This window comes from Ramlibacter algicola (assembly GCF_016641735.1).
Classification (GTDB): Bacteria; Pseudomonadota; Gammaproteobacteria; order Burkholderiales; family Burkholderiaceae_C; genus Ramlibacter; species Ramlibacter algicola.
Map to the genome: position 1 here is coordinate 3911803 of NZ_JAEDAO010000001.1, position 15174 is coordinate 3926976.

At 71.2% G+C, this 15174-nt stretch carries 13 protein-coding genes; 6 read left to right on the forward strand and 7 right to left on the reverse strand.

Translation table 11 applies throughout. The features are described 5' to 3' along the window. Positions 1–19: 19 nt before the first annotated feature. Entirely contained in the window at positions 20–598 is a 579-nt protein-coding gene (locus I8E28_RS19180; protein WP_200789823.1) for a DUF4136 domain-containing protein, read from the forward strand. 3 nt (positions 599–601) lie between these two features. Here I8E28_RS19180 and I8E28_RS19185 read toward each other — a convergent pair whose 3' ends face one another. Further along, complete coding sequence (locus I8E28_RS19185; RefSeq protein ID WP_200789824.1) at positions 602–1999, reverse strand: MFS transporter; 1398 nt, start codon at positions 1997–1999, stop codon at positions 602–604. A gap of 69 nt (positions 2000–2068) precedes the next feature. Between I8E28_RS19185 and ttcA the strand changes: the two genes are divergently transcribed. Genes ttcA through I8E28_RS19205 form a run of 4 tightly spaced genes read left to right on the forward strand, consistent with a single transcriptional unit; the run spans position 2069 to position 5522 of the window. Next, entirely contained in the window at positions 2069–2995 is a 927-nt protein-coding gene (gene ttcA / locus I8E28_RS19190; protein WP_200789825.1) for a tRNA 2-thiocytidine(32) synthetase TtcA, read from the forward strand. 8 nt (positions 2996–3003) lie between these two features. Continuing rightward, positions 3004–3663, forward strand: a complete 660-nt coding sequence (locus I8E28_RS19195) for a DUF4136 domain-containing protein (protein WP_200789826.1) — start codon at positions 3004–3006, stop codon at positions 3661–3663. A gap of 49 nt (positions 3664–3712) precedes the next feature. After that, complete coding sequence (locus tag I8E28_RS19200; RefSeq protein ID WP_200789827.1) at positions 3713–4354, forward strand: histidine phosphatase family protein; 642 nt, start codon at positions 3713–3715, stop codon at positions 4352–4354. Continuing rightward, positions 4326–5522, forward strand: a complete 1197-nt coding sequence (locus I8E28_RS19205) for a DSD1 family PLP-dependent enzyme (RefSeq protein ID WP_200789828.1) — start codon at positions 4326–4328, stop codon at positions 5520–5522. The genes I8E28_RS19200 and I8E28_RS19205 overlap by 29 nt, the downstream gene beginning before the upstream one ends. Before the next feature lie 39 nt (positions 5523–5561). On the opposite strand, the gene I8E28_RS19210 is transcribed toward I8E28_RS19205, so the two are convergent. Further along, entirely contained in the window at positions 5562–7508 is a 1947-nt protein-coding gene (locus I8E28_RS19210; protein WP_200789829.1) for a S9 family peptidase, read from the reverse strand. An 89-nt stretch (positions 7509–7597) separates the two neighbouring features. On the opposite strand from I8E28_RS19210, the gene I8E28_RS19215 reads away from it, so the two are divergent. Continuing rightward, positions 7598–9370 (forward strand): lysoplasmalogenase family protein, encoded by a 1773-nt coding sequence (locus I8E28_RS19215; protein WP_200789830.1) that lies wholly within the window; start codon positions 7598–7600, stop codon positions 9368–9370. Here I8E28_RS19215 and I8E28_RS19220 read toward each other — a convergent pair. The 5 genes from I8E28_RS19220 to I8E28_RS19240 form a co-directional block, all read right to left on the reverse strand. Next, positions 9273–9869: a hypothetical protein gene (locus I8E28_RS19220; protein ID WP_200789831.1), complete on the reverse strand. Its 597-nt coding sequence runs from the start codon at positions 9867–9869 to the stop codon at positions 9273–9275. The genes I8E28_RS19215 and I8E28_RS19220 overlap by 98 nt on opposite strands. Then, positions 9869–11524, reverse strand: a complete 1656-nt coding sequence (locus I8E28_RS19225) for a rhomboid family protein (protein ID WP_200789832.1) — start codon at positions 11522–11524, stop codon at positions 9869–9871. The genes I8E28_RS19220 and I8E28_RS19225 overlap by 1 nt, the downstream gene beginning before the upstream one ends. Positions 11525–11651: 127 nt before the next feature. Further along, on the reverse strand, positions 11652–12713 hold the full coding sequence (ruvB, locus tag I8E28_RS19230; RefSeq protein ID WP_200789833.1) for a Holliday junction branch migration DNA helicase RuvB: 1062 nt from the start codon (positions 12711–12713) through the stop codon (positions 11652–11654). Between the two features lie 7 nt (positions 12714–12720). Beyond that, a complete protein-coding gene (gene ruvA / locus I8E28_RS19235) occupies positions 12721–13299 on the reverse strand; it encodes a Holliday junction branch migration protein RuvA (RefSeq protein WP_200789834.1) in 579 nt (192 codons plus the stop codon). Positions 13300–13333: 34 nt separating this feature from the next. Next, positions 13334–15172 carry a sensor histidine kinase gene (locus tag I8E28_RS19240; protein WP_200789835.1) on the reverse strand — a complete coding sequence of 613 codons (1839 nt, stop codon included), beginning with the start codon at positions 15170–15172 and terminating at the stop codon, positions 13334–13336. Positions 15173–15174 lie beyond the last annotated feature (2 nt).

The following is a 15174-nucleotide window of genomic DNA, read 5'->3' on the forward strand; positions in this document are numbered from 1 at the left end:
GCATTCGTGCAGCCTCGCCATGACCTCGCGCCGCACGCTCCTCCTGACCGCCACCCTCGCCCTGCTCGTCGCCGCCTGCGCGACGCCCGGAAGCGAAGCCACGGTGCAGGCGTTCTCGCAGCTGCAGGCGCTGCCGCCCAACCCGACCTACCGCTTCGAGCGCCTGCCGTCGCAGGTCGGCCAGCCGCTGCAGGACCAGATCGAAGCGGCCGCCGATGGCCCGCTGTTCCGCGCCGGCCTGCGGCGTGACGACGCGGCGCCGCGCTATGCGGTGCAGGTCCGGTCGGGCATCGATGCGCTCGCGACGCCGTCGCCCGGCTGGGGCTCGTCGGTCGGCATCGGCATCGGTGGTGGCGGACGTGGTGGGGGCGTGGGCATCGGCCTGGGCATCCCGATCGGCGGGTCGGCACCGCGGCAGGTGCAGCGCGTCGACGTCCTCGTGCGCGAACTGGCCAGTGGGCGCACGGTGTTCGAGTCCAACGCCAGCGGCGATGCCTCGATCCCGACGGTGGCCCTCGTCGAAGCGGCGCTGCAGGGATTCCCGACCCCCCCGCGCGGCCTGCGCACCGTTCCGCTCGCCACGGCGGCGGCGCGCTGACGTTCAAGGCCGCAGCGGCGGCGCGATGTCCTCCAGGGCGCGACGCTCCGCGTCCACGCCCCAGCGCCAAGCGACCGCCGCCGCCCCGATCACCAGCAGCGCGCCGACGGCGTATCCGATGAACACCTGCGGCCGGCTGCCGCTTTCGACCAGCGCGCCGAACAGCGCCGGTGCGGCAAAGCCTCCGGCGCCGGTGCCCACCGCGTAGAACAGCGAGATCGCGACGCCGCGCATCTCCAGCGGGAACACTTCACTGGCCGTGAGGTACGCGGAGCTCGCCGCCGCGGAGGCGAGGAAGAACACGGCGGACCAGGCGAGCGTCTGCGTGACCGCGGTCAGCGCCTCGGCGACGAACAGCCCGCCCGCGCCAAGCAGGAGCACGCCCGACAGCGCATAGCAGGCGGCAATCATCCGCCGCCGTCCCCACACGTCGAACAGCGGGCCCAGCAGCAGCGGGCCCAGCACGTTGCCCGCCGCGAACGGCAGGATGAACAAGCCGACGCGCTCGGCTTCGACGCCATAGAAGCGCGTGAGCACCAGCGAGTAGGTGAAGAAGATCGCGTTGTAGAAGAACGCCTGCGACACCATCAGCGCCAGCACCAGCACACTGCGCGATCGGTAACGGCGCACCAGCACGTGCACCACTTCGCGCCACGACGGCACATGGCGCCGTTCGACTTTCGCTGGCGCATGCACCGGCGGCACGCCGGCCTCCGCCTCGATGGACCCCAGGATGCGCTCGGCTTCCTCGGCGCGGCCATGGCTTGCGAGCCAGCGCGGGCTCTCCGGCACGTGGCGGCGGATCACCAGGATCGCCAGTGCCAGCACCGCGCCCGCGAGAAAGCCGGCGCGCCAGCCGAGAACCGGTCCCAGCAGCCGGTCGTCGAGCAGGGCGAGGCTCAGCAGCGCGCCGAGCGCGGCGCCGATCCAGAAGCTGCCGTTGATCGCGAGGTTCACGCGGCCGCGCACGCGCGCCGGAATCAATTCGTCGATCGCCGAATTGATGGCGGCGTACTCGCCACCGATCCCGATGCCGGTGACGAAGCGGCACAGCGCGAAGCCGGTGAAGCCCGTGGTGAACGCAGTGGCGACGGTCGCACCCATGTAGACCGCCAGCGTCAGCAGGAAAAGGCGCTTGCGTCCCAGCCGGTCGGCCATGCGGCCGAAGGCGAGCGCTCCCAGCACCGCGCCGGCGACGTAAAGCGATCCGGCCCAGCCCACTTGCGAGGCGGTCAGGCCGAGCGTGTCGGGCCGTTCCAGCACCGCGCCGAGCGAGCCGACGATCGTGACCTCGAGCCCGTCGAGCACCCAGGCCGCGCCCAGCGCCAGCACGACGCGCCAATGCCAGCGCGACCATGGCAGGCGGTCCAGGCGCTGGGCAATCGTCGCGGGATCCTCCATCGCGACCGATCATGCCCAGAACGAACCGCGCGCGGCACCCGGACGACCCCCGATGAGACAATCGCACCCATGGCCGCCGTCTGGATCGAGAACGAACCCGCACCCACCTCGCATGCACGCGAGGCGAAGATCGAGCGCGAGACGCACAAGCTGGACAAGCGCCTGTGCCGCCTCGTGGGCCAGGCGATCGAGCAGTACTCGATGATCGAGGAAGGCGACCGGGTGATGGTCTGCGTGTCGGGCGGCAAGGACAGCTACTCGCTGCTGGACATCCTGTTGAAGCTGCAGCGCCGCGCGCCGGTGCATTTCGAGCTGGTCGCGGTGAACCTCGACCAGAAGCAGCCCGGCTTCCCCGGACACGTGCTGCCCGAATACCTCGAGGCGCTGGGCGTCCCGTTCCACATCGAGGAGCAGGACACGTATTCGATCGTCAAGGACAAGATCCCCGAGGGCAAGACGATGTGCAGCCTGTGCTCGCGGCTGCGCCGGGGCATCCTGTACCGCGTCGCGGACGAACTCGGGGCGACCAAGATCGCGCTGGGCCACCACCGCGACGACATGCTGCAGACGCTGTTCCTCAACATGTTCTTCGGCGGCAAGCTCAAGGGCATGCCGCCCAAGCTCGTGAGCGACGACGGCAAGCACGTGGTGATCCGCCCGCTGGCCTTCGTCGCGGAGAAGGACCTGGTGCGCTGGTCCACGCACCGGCAGTTCCCCATCATCCCGTGCACCCTGTGCGGCAGCCAGGAGAACCTGCAGCGCAAGCAGGTCGGCGAGATGCTGCGCGAGTGGGACCGCCGCTTCCCTGGCCGGCTCGACAACATGGCGACCGCGTTACAGAACGTTGTGCCTTCGCACCTCGCCGACGGAACACTGCATGACTTCAAGGGTCTGACCGCCACGGGCGTCGCCGATGCGAACGGCGACCGGGCGTTCGATGCCGAGGACTTCGGCGCCGCGCCCGCCTTGCCGGGCCTCGCCGTCCTCAAGCTCTGACCCGACCCATGACGCGCATCCTGCGCTTGCTCGCCCTGGCCACCGTGGCCGTGCTGGCGGGTTGCGCCACCACCTACCGGCTCGACAACACGGTCCAGGCGTTCTCCGGGCTGCCGAGCCTGCCCGCCAATCCCACCTACAAGTTCGAACGGCTGCCTTCGCAGCTGGGCGCGAGCCAGGACCAACTCGAGGCGCTGGCCGATCCCGCGTTGTTCAACGCCGGCCTGCGCCGCGACGATGCCGCACCGCGCTTCAGCGTGCTGGTGAGCGCGCGCGTGCAGCAGGTGATCTCGCCGTGGGCCGACCCGTGGTACGGCCCCGGCTATGGCCCGTGGGGCTGGCGCGGCCGTGGCTACTGGGGTCCAGGCTGGGGACCGGGCTTCGGCATGTGGTCCGGCATGGAGCAGCCCTGGTACCTGCGCGAGGTGTCGGTCCTGGTGCGCGACGTCTCGAGCAACAAGGTGGTGTTCGAAAGCCACGCCAACAGCGACGGCCCGTATCTCGACAACGCCTCGGCGCTCGGGGCGATGTTCGCCGCGGCCATGCAGGGCTTCCCGAACCCGCCGATCGGCCCGCGCCGCGTCGACGTGCAGATCGGCACCGGCCAGCAGCAGCAGGCAGCTGCGGTGCCGGCGGCCGCCCCTGCCTCCAGCCCGGCCACGCGCTGAAACGCAGCCGCAGTGGGCAGCCGCCGAGGCGCTGCCTAAAATGGGCTGGATGGATCCCACCCGCATCATCGCCATCCGCCATGGCGAGACGCCGTGGAATGCGGACGCCCGCATCCAGGGCCAGCGGGACGTCGACCTGAACGACATCGGGCGCTGGCAGGCGCAGCGCGTGGTCCACGCCCTCGCCGAGGAGCCGATCACCGCCGTCTACTCCAGCGACCTGTCGCGCGCGCAGTCCACCGCCAAGCCGCTCGCGGAAACCAAGGGCATCCCGGTCATCCCGCACGAAGGCCTGCGCGAACGCAGCTTCGGCAAGTTCGAGGGCATGACCTTCGACGAGATCCACCAGGAGTGGCCCGACCTCGCGCAGCGCTGGCGCAGCCGCGTCCCGGACTGGCAGCCGCCCGAGGGCGGCGAGTCGCTGATCGAGCTGCGCGCTCGCGTGACGCGCACGATGGAGGAACTGGCGCGACGCCATCCCGGCGAGCAGATCGTCGTGGTCGCCCATGGCGGCGTGCTGGACACGCTGTACCGTGTCGCGACCGGGCAGGAAGTGAATTCGCCGCGCACCTGGGACCTGCCCAACGGCGCGATCAACCGCCTGCTCTGGACCGAGCAAGGCTTCACCCTGGTCGGCTGGTCCGACACCCAGCACCTTGCCGATGCCACGTCCGACGACGCCTCTGCCTGACGATCCCCTCGCGCGCCTGGTAGGCCAGCCCGCCGGCGCCATCGACACCCCGGCCCTCGTCGTCGACCTCGACGCGATGCAGCGCAACCTGGCGCGCATGGCCGAGTTCTGCCGCAAGCACGGCCTGCGGCTGCGGCCGCACGCCAAGATGCACAAGAGCGCGGCGCTCGCCCGCTTGCAGGTGCAGGCCGGCGCGGTCGGCGTGTGCGTGCAGAAGACGTCCGAGGCCGAGGCCATGGCTGCCGGCGGCATCACCGACGTCTACATCAGCAACGAAGTGGTGGCGCCGCAGAAGCTCGCGCGCGTCGCGCAGCTGGCGCACCGGTTGGCGGCCGAAGGCGGCCAGCTGTCCATCGCGGTGGACAGCGCGCCGGGCATCACGCGCCTGGCCGAAGCGATGAACGAGGCGCGCCGCGCGTCCGGCGGCACCGCGGTCATCGACGTGTTCCTCGAGATCGACGTCGGCCAGGGCCGCTGCGGCATCGCGCCCGGAGCGGCCGCGGTGCCGCTCGCACATGAAGTGCGCAAGCACCCGGCGCTGCGCTTTGCGGGCCTGCAGGCCTACCACGGCCGTGCGCAGCACCTGCGCACGGCCGAGCAACGCCGCGAAGCCATCGCGCATGCGGCCGACGGCGTCGTCGCCACCCGCCGCGCGCTCGAAGCCCAAGGCATCGCCGCGGGCCTGGTCACCGGCGGCGGCACCGGCAGCATGGCGTGCGAGACGGCCAGCGGCGTCTGGGGCGAGCTGCAGGCCGGCTCGTACCTGTTCATGGACAACGACTACGCGCTCAACGAGCGCGACCCGGCGCAGCCGCAGTTCGAGCACGCGCTGTTCGTGAAGTCGCAGGTGATGAGCGTGTCGCCCGAACACGCCGTGTGCGACGCCGGCCACAAGAGCCACGCCATCGACTCCGGCCTGCCGCGCGTGCACCGCATCGGCAGCACGCCGGACCTCGTGGTCACGGGCTGCTCCGACGAGCACGCCACGCTGCGCGCGGCAGCGGCCGGCGGGCCGTTGCCGGCGCTGGGTGACATCGTCTGGCTGATCCCGGGCCACTGCGACCCGACGGTGAACCTTCACGACCACATCGTGGGCGTGCGGGGTGGGCTGGAAGCAGGCACCGTGGAGCGCACGCTCCGCGTCGATGCGCGCGGTGCGTTGACGTGAATGGATCCCGGCTTTCGCCGGGATGACAAACCTAGGCTGTCACTTCAGCAGGTACTCGCGCACGAACTGCACGATGGCGTAGAACTTGTAGTCGGCGTTCGGCTTCTTGCCGAAACCGTGGCCCTCGTTCTTGCCCAGCAGGTACCAGACCGGCGTGCCGTTGGCGCGGATGGTCTTCACCATCTGCTCCGCCTCGGTGTACGGCACGCGCGGGTCGTTCAGGCCCTGCACGACGAACACCGGGTGGCGGATCCTGGCGGCGTGGTTGAGCGGCGCGATGCGCTCGAGGAAAGAGCGCATCTTCGGGTCGCGCTCGTCGCCGTATTCGACGCGGCGCAGGTCGCGCCGGTACGACTCGGTGCGCTCCAGGAACGTCACCAGGTTCGACATGCCCACTTCGGGCAGCGCGGCGCGCAGCCGGTCGCTGTACAGGTAGGACAGCGCCCAGGCCATGTGGCCGCCATAGCTGCCCCCCATCACCATGACACGCGACGCGTCCAGTCCGGGCTGCTGCGCGATCCAGTCCAGCAGCGCCCCGATGTCCTTGTACGAGTCCTCGCGCTTGAAGCCGTTGTCCAGCGCGACGAAGGTCTTGCCGTAGCCGGTCGACCCGCGCACGTTGGGCTCGAGCAGCGCGACGCCCAGCTCGTTGATGAAGTAGTTGCCGCGCCCCTGGTACAGCGGACGCGCCTGGCCTTCCGGCCCGCCGTGGATGTCGATGATCACCGGCCGCTTGCCCGTGAACTTCGCCGGCGGAAGGGTGAGGAAGCCGCTGATCTCCAGCCCGTCGAAACTCTTCCAGGTCACGAGCTTGGGTTCCTGCAGGTCCGCGGATCGCAGGCCGCCCAGTTCGCTTTCGGTCCAGCGCGTGACATCGCCGGTGGTCACGTCGATGCTGTAGACATCGCCCGGCGTGCGCGCGCCGACATAGGTCAGCGCGAGGTCGCGCCCGTCGGGATGGAACTGGATGCCCGCGACCAGCCCCGTCGGCAGTTGCGGCACCGCCAGCTCGCGCCGCGTCCGCGTGTCCAGCAGGTGCAGGCGGCTGACGCCGGCCTCGTTGGTCACGTAGGCCAGCCGGCTGCCGTCCTTCGACACGTCGATGTCCGCCACGTCCCAGCGCAGTGAAGGCGTCAGGTCGGTGAACGCGCCGGTGGCGAGGTCGACATGGAACAGGTGCTTGAACTCGGCGCCGTGATCGCTGGTGACCCACAGCCCCTTGCCGTCGGCCGTGAACTTCACGTCGCCATAAGAAACGGGCTCGCCGCCGCGCGGCGTCAGCGGGCGTTTCGCGCCGGTGGCCACGTCGACCAGCCACAGGTAGCCCTCGTTGACCGACAGGAACTCCTCCAGCACCAGCTGGCGGTCGTCGGGCGACCAGTCCGCCACGCCCCAGCCACCACCGGGCAGCTGCGCGACGAGCTTGTCGGTGGACGGGTTGCGCGGATCCATGATCCACAGGTCGGCGTCGGAACGCGCGCGCCGCGTGGAGTGGTACGCGATGCGGTCGCCCGACCGCGACCAGTGGGCGCCGGAGTTGCGCGACTTGCCGTCGGTGAGCAGCGTCACCTTGCCGTCGGCGGCGTCAAGGCGGTAGTACTGGAACCACTCGCCGCCCCCCGTGTCGCGGGAGAAGATGAGGTAGTCGCCGCGCGTGGGCTGCCATTGCGCGCCTCCGGAGCGCTCGTTGCCGAAGGTCAGCTGCTTGCGCGCGCCCATCGGCAGCCGCACCTCGTGCACCTGGCTCGTCTCGCCGAAGCGCGTGCCGACCAGCATCTCGCGCCGGGTCGGGTGCCAGTCGAAGAAGCGCGCGCTGCGGCTCTCGGTGTAGCGGCGCACGTCCTCGGCGAGCGACGCCGGGATCGCCGGGATGCCTTCGGCCACCAGGTTCTCGTTGGGCGCGATGACGGGCGCGGCGGTCTGGGCCTGCGCGCCGGCGCCGGCCAGCGCCAGCAGCGCCGCGGCCGCCAGGCGGGATGCGGACATGGAGTCTCCTCTCTTTGGGTGCGCGATTGTGCCGCCCGCGCGGGGTGGTCCGGATGGCGCGCCGGGCCGCACGCACTACGATGCCGCCCATGTCGCCCAGCCAGGTCCTCGTCTTCGCCACGCCTGTGTTCCTGCTGCTCATCGCGATCGAGTACGCCTGGGGCCTCGCGCGCGGCCGCAACACCTACCGGCTGAACGACGCGATCAGCAGCATCGGCCTGGGCATCCTGAGCACCGTGACGGCGGTGCTTGTGCCGCTCCTGAAGATCGGCCTGTACACGCTGGCGTTCCAGCACCTCGCGCTCTGGCGCAACGACGGCTTCTGGACCGCGTGGTACGGCTGGCTGCTCGCGCTGCTGTTCTACGACTTCTGCTACTACTGGCTGCACCGCGCCGGCCACGAGACCGCGCTGTTCTGGGCCGCGCACGTCGTGCACCACCAGAGCCAGGACTACAACCTGTCCACCGCGTTGCGGCAGACTGCCAGCGGCCACCTGCTCGGCTGGGTGTTCTACCTGCCGATGGCGCTGGCCGGCGTGCCGCCACTGGTGTTCGTGGTGGTCGGCCTCGTCGACCTGCTGTACCAGTTCTGGGTGCACACCGAGCACGTGCCCAAGCTCGGCTGGTTCGACCGCTGGTTCTGCTCGCCCTCCAACCACCGCGTGCACCACGCCGTGAACGACCGCTACCTCGATCGCAACTACGGCGGCATGCTGGTGGTCTGGGACCGCCTGTTCGGCAGCTTCGTCGAGGAGGACGAGCGCTGCGTCTACGGCACGCGCAGCCCGCTGGAGAGCTGGGACCCGCTGTGGTCCAACGCCGAGGTCTACTGGGGCCTGCTGCAGGACAGCTGGCATGCGCGCCGCTGGTCCGACAAGCTGCGCGTGTGGTTCAAGCCGCCGGGCTGGCGGCCCGCCGACGTCGCGCAGCGCTTCCCGAAGCCGCCCTTCGACATCACGAAGGTCCAGCGCTTCCATCCGCCGGTCACGCGTGCGGTCGCGTGGTTCGCGGGGGTGCAGTTCCTCGCCATGCTGGGCGCGGTGTCGCTGTTCCTGTGGAATGCGGACTCGATGCGGCTCGCGTCGGCCTTCACCTGGGTCGCCGCAATCGCAGCGGCGCAGTGGGCGATCTGCGCCGTGGTGCAGGGTCGCATCGGCATGCTGCAGGCGCTGGCGATCGAAGCCGGCGCGCTGGCCGCCGCCACGGCGGCCGAGGGCCTGGTCGCGTGGCACCAGGTGTTCAAGCCGGCGGCGCTCGTGGCGCTGATCGCGTTCGTGGCCGTGCGGCTGTGGCGCGAGCGCCGCGCGATGTCCTTCGACGCTCTGCTGCTGGCCGGGCTCGCGCTCTCGCTCGTCGGTGACGTGCTGCTGATGCTGCCGGGGATGTTCATCGCCGGCCTGGTCGCCTTCCTGCTCGCGCACCTGTGCTTCATCGTGCTGTTCCGCCAGGACGTGGGCTGGCTGCCGCGGCCGCGCGCGCTGCTGGCCACGCTCGGCGCCGGCGCGCTGATGTACGCCGTGCTGTTCGCCAGCCTCGGCCCCGTGCTGCGTGGCGCCGTGGCGGCCTACGTCGTCGTGATCGCGACGATGGCGGCGCAGGCGATCGGCCGCGCCGCCGTGCTGCAGGACCGCGCGTCGCGGCTGGTGGCCGTCGGCGCCGTGCTGTTCATGGCGAGCGACTCGCTGCTGGCGATCAACAGGTTCGCGCTGCCGCTGCCGCTGGCGCAGGTCTGGGTGCTGGCGACGTACTACGCGGCGCAGCTGCTCATCGCGACGGGGGCGCGGCCGGCAGGGGCCGTGCCTGCAGCGGCGTCCACAGCACCGCGCTCCATGCCAGCGGATCCCATCCCGGGTCGCGGTTGATGTTGATCGAGCCGTTCGGCAACCGCCACTGGAGCAGCCGCACGCCGCGCACCGGCTTGTCCTGGATCGCCACCGGCGCACCGAGCCGCCGCGCCAGCTGGCCCGCCATCGCGTGGTGGGCCCACCAGGGCAGTTGCACGGTCGCCTGCGCCAGGCGTCCCTCATCGAGGAAGAACGCCACCGTCAGCGCGGCGACGCCGTCCACCGCATCGACCGGCGTGTAGCAGACCCGGTCGCCCAGGCCGTTCGATTCCTTGGCTTCGTCGATGCATCGCAGCGGCATCGGCATCGCGGCCTTCAGCGCGCGTTCGTCCATCGCCGTGGACAGGACGTCCCATGGCATCTCGATGCGCGGCGACCTGGCGCCCCAGGACTTCAGGTACACGTGCGACTGGGGCAGGTGCCGGATGACGACGACGGCGGCGACGACGGCGAGCCCGCCGAGCGCCCAACTCCAGGAGCGCGGCAGTGGTTGCCTGGCGGCTTGCAAGAGGCCCATCACCGCGCTCCCTTCCGCCGGGGCGGTTCTTCCAGCTGCTTCAGCTCCTGCGCCACGGCCCGCAGCCGCAGCACCAGCACCTTGTTGCGCTCGTCCGCTGCGCGGCGTTCCTCCGGCGTGGACGCTGCCAGCTCGGTGCGGGCGACCTGCGACAGCAGCGCGCACGTCTCGCGCGTCAGGCCGGCGGCGCGGACGACCGGCTCCCACTCCGGCCCCCGCACGGCCGCGAGCTCGTCCTGGATGGACGCGCAACCGGGCAGGAGGTCCCGTTCCAGGAAGGCTCGAGCCTCCGGGTCGCTGCCGTCACGGCCGCTGGAACGCGCGGCGCCGGCCACGAGGCGCTGGAACTCGGGCTTCACCTTGCGCAGGACCGCCACTGTCTCGAACAGCGGGCCATGCCAGGTGTGCGGAAGCGGCGTCGCGAGCGTGCCGACCCCCACCGCCACCAGCGCCAGCATCGCGCCGAGCGCGGCCTGCGCGTTGCGTTGCGGGGCGCGTTGCTGGTCGAACACCGGGACCAGCAGCAAGCCAAGTGCGATGCCGGCCAGCAGCCCGCCGACGTGCGCCGCGTTGTCGACGCGCGTGCTGGCCAATCCCTGCACCAGTGCATAGAGCATGAAGACGCCCGGGCCGGACCAGAGCTTCTTGGTGTGCGGCATCGGCAACTTTTCGCGATGGCGCCAGCCGCAAGCGACCAGCGCGCCCAGCACGCCGAACACCGCACCCGACGCACCGACAGACACCGATCGCTGCGCCGCGAAATGCAGGCTGGCCGCGCTGCCGCACAGTGCGGTCGCCAGGTACACCAGCAGGAAGGGGCCGTTGCCCAGCATGCGCGCCAGCTGCCGCCCGGGGTACCACAAGCCGGCCATGTTGAGCGCCAGGTGCACCACGCCGGCGTGCAGGACCGTCGCCGTCAGCAGACGCCAGGTCTCCCCATCCAGCACCACGGCCGAGGCCGAGTTTCCGCCCCACCGGAACAGGACGTCCGTCGCCGGCTGCATCAGGGGCACGCCCGCGAGCACCTGCACCAGCCACACGCCGACGTTCAGCGCCACGACCGCCTGCAGCGCCCAGGCGCGCGGCGTCATGGCGTCGAGCTTGCCGTCGAAGTCCGCGACCTCGCGCAGGTCGCGGGCGGTGCGCGTCTCGCCGCGGCCGAGGGCGATGCGCTTCGCATTGACGCGCCCGAGCACCGTCGTGAAGGCGGCGAGGCGCTCGCTGCGCGGCAGCTGCCGGAGCGGGATGAACTGCCGCGTCTTGCGGTGCTCCGCCGAGCGCGGAAGGTGCACGACGAGCCGCATGCTGCGCTCGTCGTACTCGACGTCGTCGATCTCTTCCCAGCGCAGCGGGCGCGCAAGCCCGCGCGCCTTCAACCCCGCGTCACTGAGTTTCAGGATCGGACGCTGGTCAAGGTAGCGGCGCACCAGCGCAAAGGCGACGCCGCCAAAGAGCAGCAGCGCGGGCAGGCCGAAAATCCAGATCAAGCTGGAACGCTGCGCGGCGAGGCCGCGCGAGACCGCCAGGGCGAACAGGCCGGCGCCCACCAGCCCGCACACCCCTGCTGCGATGGCGTCCGAGCGCCCGCGCTGCGCGGCGAACACCAGCCGTCCCGATCCGCCGCCCTCGTCGGGTGCCGTGCGTTCCAGAGCCATCCCCCGCTCCCCTTCGTTCTTGCTGCGGCCAATCTAGGCGGCGGCACGAACGAAGCCCGGGCGAAGGGTCATCGCGTGGTGACGAAACGTTGCATGCGTCGCGGCGCCGCGACGCGCGCGTGCCGCACTAGTCGGCGAACAGTCCGCCTTCGCTGCGCGGCGGCGTGACGCCCAGGTGCCGGTAGGCCGCCGCCGTGGCGATGCGGCCGCGCGGCGTGCGCTGAAGGTAGCCCTGCTGGATCAGGTAGGGCTCGATCACGTCCTCGATCGTGTCGCGCTCCTCGCCGATCGAAGCGGCGATGTTGTCCAGCCCCACCGGCCCGCCGTCGAAGCGGTGCACGACCGCTTCCAGCAGCTTGCGGTCCATGACGTCGAAGCCCTGCGGGTCGACGTCGAGCATCGCCAGCGCCTTGTGCGCGATGTCCTCGGTGATGCGCCCGCTGCCCTTCACGTCCGCGTAGTCGCGCACGCGGCGCAGCAGGCGGTTGGCGATGCGGGGCGTGCCGCGCGAGCGGCGCGCGATCTCGGACGAGCCCTCGGGATCGATCGGCGCTGCGAGCAGCGCCGCGCTGCGCGTGACGATGCGCGTGAGTTCGTCGGCCGTGTAGAACTCCAGCCGCGCGACGATGCCGAAGCGGTCGCGCAGCGGGTTGGTCAGCATGCCGGCGCGCGTGGTCGCACCCACCAGCGTGAACGGCTGCAGGTCCAGCTTGATCGAGCGTGCCGCGGGACCCTCGCCGATCATGATGTCGATCTGGTAGTCCTCCAGCGCCGGGTAGAGGATCTCCTCGACCACCGGCGACAGGCGGTGGATCTCGTCGATGAACAGGACGTCGTTCTTCTCGAGATTCGTCAGCAGCGCCGCCAGGTCCTTGGGCTTCTCCAGCACCGGCCCCGAGGTCTGGCGCAGGTTCACGCCGAGCTCGTGGGCGATGATGTGCGACAGGGTCGTCTTGCCCAGGCCGGGCGGCCCGAACAGCAGCACGTGGTCGAGCGCCTCGCCGCGCTTCTTCGCCGCGCCGATGAAGATCTCCAGCTGCTCGCGCGTGCGCGCCTGGCCGACGTACTCGGCCAGCAGCTTGGGGCGCAACGCGCGCTCGATCGCCTCTTCGTTCGGCGACGCCGGCGCGGCCGACACCACGCGCTGCGGCGGCGGCACGGGCGCGAAGTCGTCGGTCTTGATCGTCATGCGCCGCTCACTTGGCCAGCGCCTTCAGCGCCAGCTTGATGCCTTCGCCGACGCCCACGTCCTTGGGCAGCGCCTTGAGCGCGGCCTGCGCTTCCTTGTCGCTGTAGCCCAGCGCCACCAGCGCCTGCAGGATGTCGGCCTGCGCGTCGGTCGCGGGTCCCGCGCCCGGTTGCATGCCCAGGTCGGCGCCGATCTTTCCCTTCAGTTCCAGCAGCAGGCGCTCGGCGGTCTTCTTGCCGATCCCGGGCACTTTCACGAGCCGGCTCGCGTCCTGCGCGGTCACCGCCTGCCCGATCTCCGCCACCGACATGCCACTGAGCACCGACAGCGCGGTGCGCGGGCCGACGCCCGAGATGCGGATCAACTGGCGGAACGCCTCGCGCTCGGCCGCGGTGGCGAAGCCGTAGAGGATCTGCGCGTCCTCGCGGACCACGAAGTGGGTGAGCAGCGAGACCTTCTCGCCCACGTTGGGCAGGTTGTAGAAGGTGCTCATGGGGACGTCGACCTCGTAGCCGACGCCGTGGCAGTCGACCAGCAGCTGCGGCGGGTTCTTGTCCGCGAGGGTCCCCTGCAGGCGGCCGATCATGCAAGCCTCGGCGCGGTGGGAATCGGGAAGGTCGTCACGCGTCGATGTTAGCGGATGGCGTCTCGAGCGGAACCCACGCCGCCAGCCGCGTGCCGGTGCCGGGCGCGCCCTCGAACCGGTGCCAGCCGGCCAGCGCGCGCACGCGCCGTTCGATGCTGCTCAGGCCGTGCCCGCGGCCGTCGCCGCCGCCGTCCAGCCCGCGGCCGTTGTCGGCGACCTCCAGCAGCAGGCCGCCGTCCTGGCACGCGATGCGCACCGTGCACTCGGTGGCGCCGCTGTGGCGGATCACGTTGCTCACTGCCTCGCGCAGCACGCGCGTGCACTGCACCTGCACGCGCGAGGGCAGCACCATCGCTTCGCCGGGTTCGTCGGCTAGCCATTGCACCTGCAGGCCGGCGGACTGGAGCCGCGCGACGCTCTCGGCGCGCCAGTCCGCGAACACGTCGCCGGCGTGCGCGGGCTCGGCCGTCATGCCGCGCACCGCCAGCCGCATCTCGTCCAGCGCCTGCCGTGCCAGCGCGGCGATGCGCTCGCTGTCCGGGGCACCGCGTGTCACGTCGCTCGCCTGGGTGATGCCCAGCAGGCGGGCGCCGAGGTCGTCGTGCAGGTCGGAAGCGATGCGCCGGCGTTCGCCCTGGGCGGCCTCGGCCGCGCGCAGCTGGGCGATCTGGCGCCAGTTGTCCTCGATCTCGCGCGACTTCTCCGCCACGCGGCGTTCGAGCTCGATGTTGGCGATCTCGGTGGCGCGCAGCGCGCGGGCGAACTGCCGCAGCAGGTGCACGCCGATGGAGGCGACGACGACCGGCATCATGAAATGCGCGAGCTGCAGGCTGCGCATCGGCAGCCAGTGGTTCTGCAGCGCGATCTCCAGGCCGGCCATGAAGGTCAGCGCGCCCAGCGCAGCCAGCATCACCCAGAACTCCTCGCGCTTCTCGCGCCAGGCGGTGATGAAGAAGAAGCCGGCGAAGGCCAGGAACTCCAGCGCCATCGCGTTGTAGAAGGTGGCGAACGCGGGCAGCAGGTTGTCCGCCGGCGCCGAGAGCAGCAGCAGCGGGATGGCGACGCACTGCGCCCACAACGCGCGTTCCACGCGCGCCGCGCGCCGGTCGACCATGCGCAGCAGGAAGATGAAGAAGCTGGTGAAGGTCGGCGCCATCAGGCTGTAGAACAGCACGTCGACCAGCGGCTGCGGCTCCGGCAGCGGGGCGAACAGCCGCGTTTCCAGCATCGCCCAGCCGAGCGCATACAGGCCGAAGTACAGCAGCCGGCCGCCGTTGCGCCGCACGACCGACAGCCCCAGCAGGCCCAGGCCGAGCGACCCGAGCAGCGCGGCGATCAACTGCGCGACTTCGATGGTCCAGAAGCGCTGCCGTTCGTAGCGGACCTGCAAGGGTGCGGCGGGACCGATGACCACTTCGGAGAGCCCCGCGGCGCGCTGCCGCGACACCACGCCCGGCGCTGCGCGCCCCGCGACGTCCAGCTGCAGCACGTTGTCGCCCGCCCGCAGCAGGGAGCGCGGCAGCATCACGAGCTGCGGCCGGTAGCAATGCACCGAGCGCTGGTCGAGCTCGCCGGCCCCGCCCACCAGCTGGCCGTTGACACGCAACTGCATCGCGGCGCAGACGCGTTCGACGTAGAGCGCAAGCGGCCCGTCGCCGGCGGGCGACTGGGCGTGGAACGTGTAGGTGGCGACACCGGCGTAGCCCGGCACCGTGGCATCCCAGGGATGAGGCAGGCTGACGTGGGCCTCGACAGCGCCCGCGCGGAAGTCGGCCTCCCGCAGCACCTGCTCCGCGTCCTGCCCTCTCGCCGGTTGCAGCAGCACCAGCAGCGCCGCCGAAACGGCGACAATCCTCCGCCACCCCATTCCCATCC

What these genes read in the sequence shown, in the direction of transcription:
- I8E28_RS19180 (WP_200789823.1), top strand. Translation starts at nt 20, where the DNA reads ATGACCTCGCGCCGCACGCTCCTCCTGACCGCCACCCTCGCCCTGCTC.
- I8E28_RS19185 (WP_200789824.1), bottom strand. Translation starts at nt 1,999, where the DNA reads ATGGAGGATCCCGCGACGATTGCCCAGCGCCTGGACCGCCTGCCATGG.
- ttcA (WP_200789825.1), top strand. Translation starts at nt 2,069, where the DNA reads ATGGCCGCCGTCTGGATCGAGAACGAACCCGCACCCACCTCGCATGCA.
- I8E28_RS19195 (WP_200789826.1), top strand. Translation starts at nt 3,004, where the DNA reads ATGACGCGCATCCTGCGCTTGCTCGCCCTGGCCACCGTGGCCGTGCTG.
- I8E28_RS19200 (WP_200789827.1), top strand. Translation starts at nt 3,713, where the DNA reads ATGGATCCCACCCGCATCATCGCCATCCGCCATGGCGAGACGCCGTGG.
- I8E28_RS19205 (WP_200789828.1), top strand. Translation starts at nt 4,326, where the DNA reads ATGCCACGTCCGACGACGCCTCTGCCTGACGATCCCCTCGCGCGCCTG.
- I8E28_RS19210 (WP_200789829.1), bottom strand. Translation starts at nt 7,508, where the DNA reads ATGTCCGCATCCCGCCTGGCGGCCGCGGCGCTGCTGGCGCTGGCCGGC.
- I8E28_RS19215 (WP_200789830.1), top strand. Translation starts at nt 7,598, where the DNA reads ATGTCGCCCAGCCAGGTCCTCGTCTTCGCCACGCCTGTGTTCCTGCTG.
- I8E28_RS19220 (WP_200789831.1), bottom strand. Translation starts at nt 9,869, where the DNA reads ATGGGCCTCTTGCAAGCCGCCAGGCAACCACTGCCGCGCTCCTGGAGT.
- I8E28_RS19225 (WP_200789832.1), bottom strand. Translation starts at nt 11,524, where the DNA reads ATGGCTCTGGAACGCACGGCACCCGACGAGGGCGGCGGATCGGGACGG.
- ruvB (WP_200789833.1), bottom strand. Translation starts at nt 12,713, where the DNA reads ATGACGATCAAGACCGACGACTTCGCGCCCGTGCCGCCGCCGCAGCGC.
- ruvA (WP_200789834.1), bottom strand. Translation starts at nt 13,299, where the DNA reads ATGATCGGCCGCCTGCAGGGGACCCTCGCGGACAAGAACCCGCCGCAG.
- I8E28_RS19240 (WP_200789835.1), bottom strand. Translation starts at nt 15,172, where the DNA reads ATGGGAATGGGGTGGCGGAGGATTGTCGCCGTTTCGGCGGCGCTGCTG.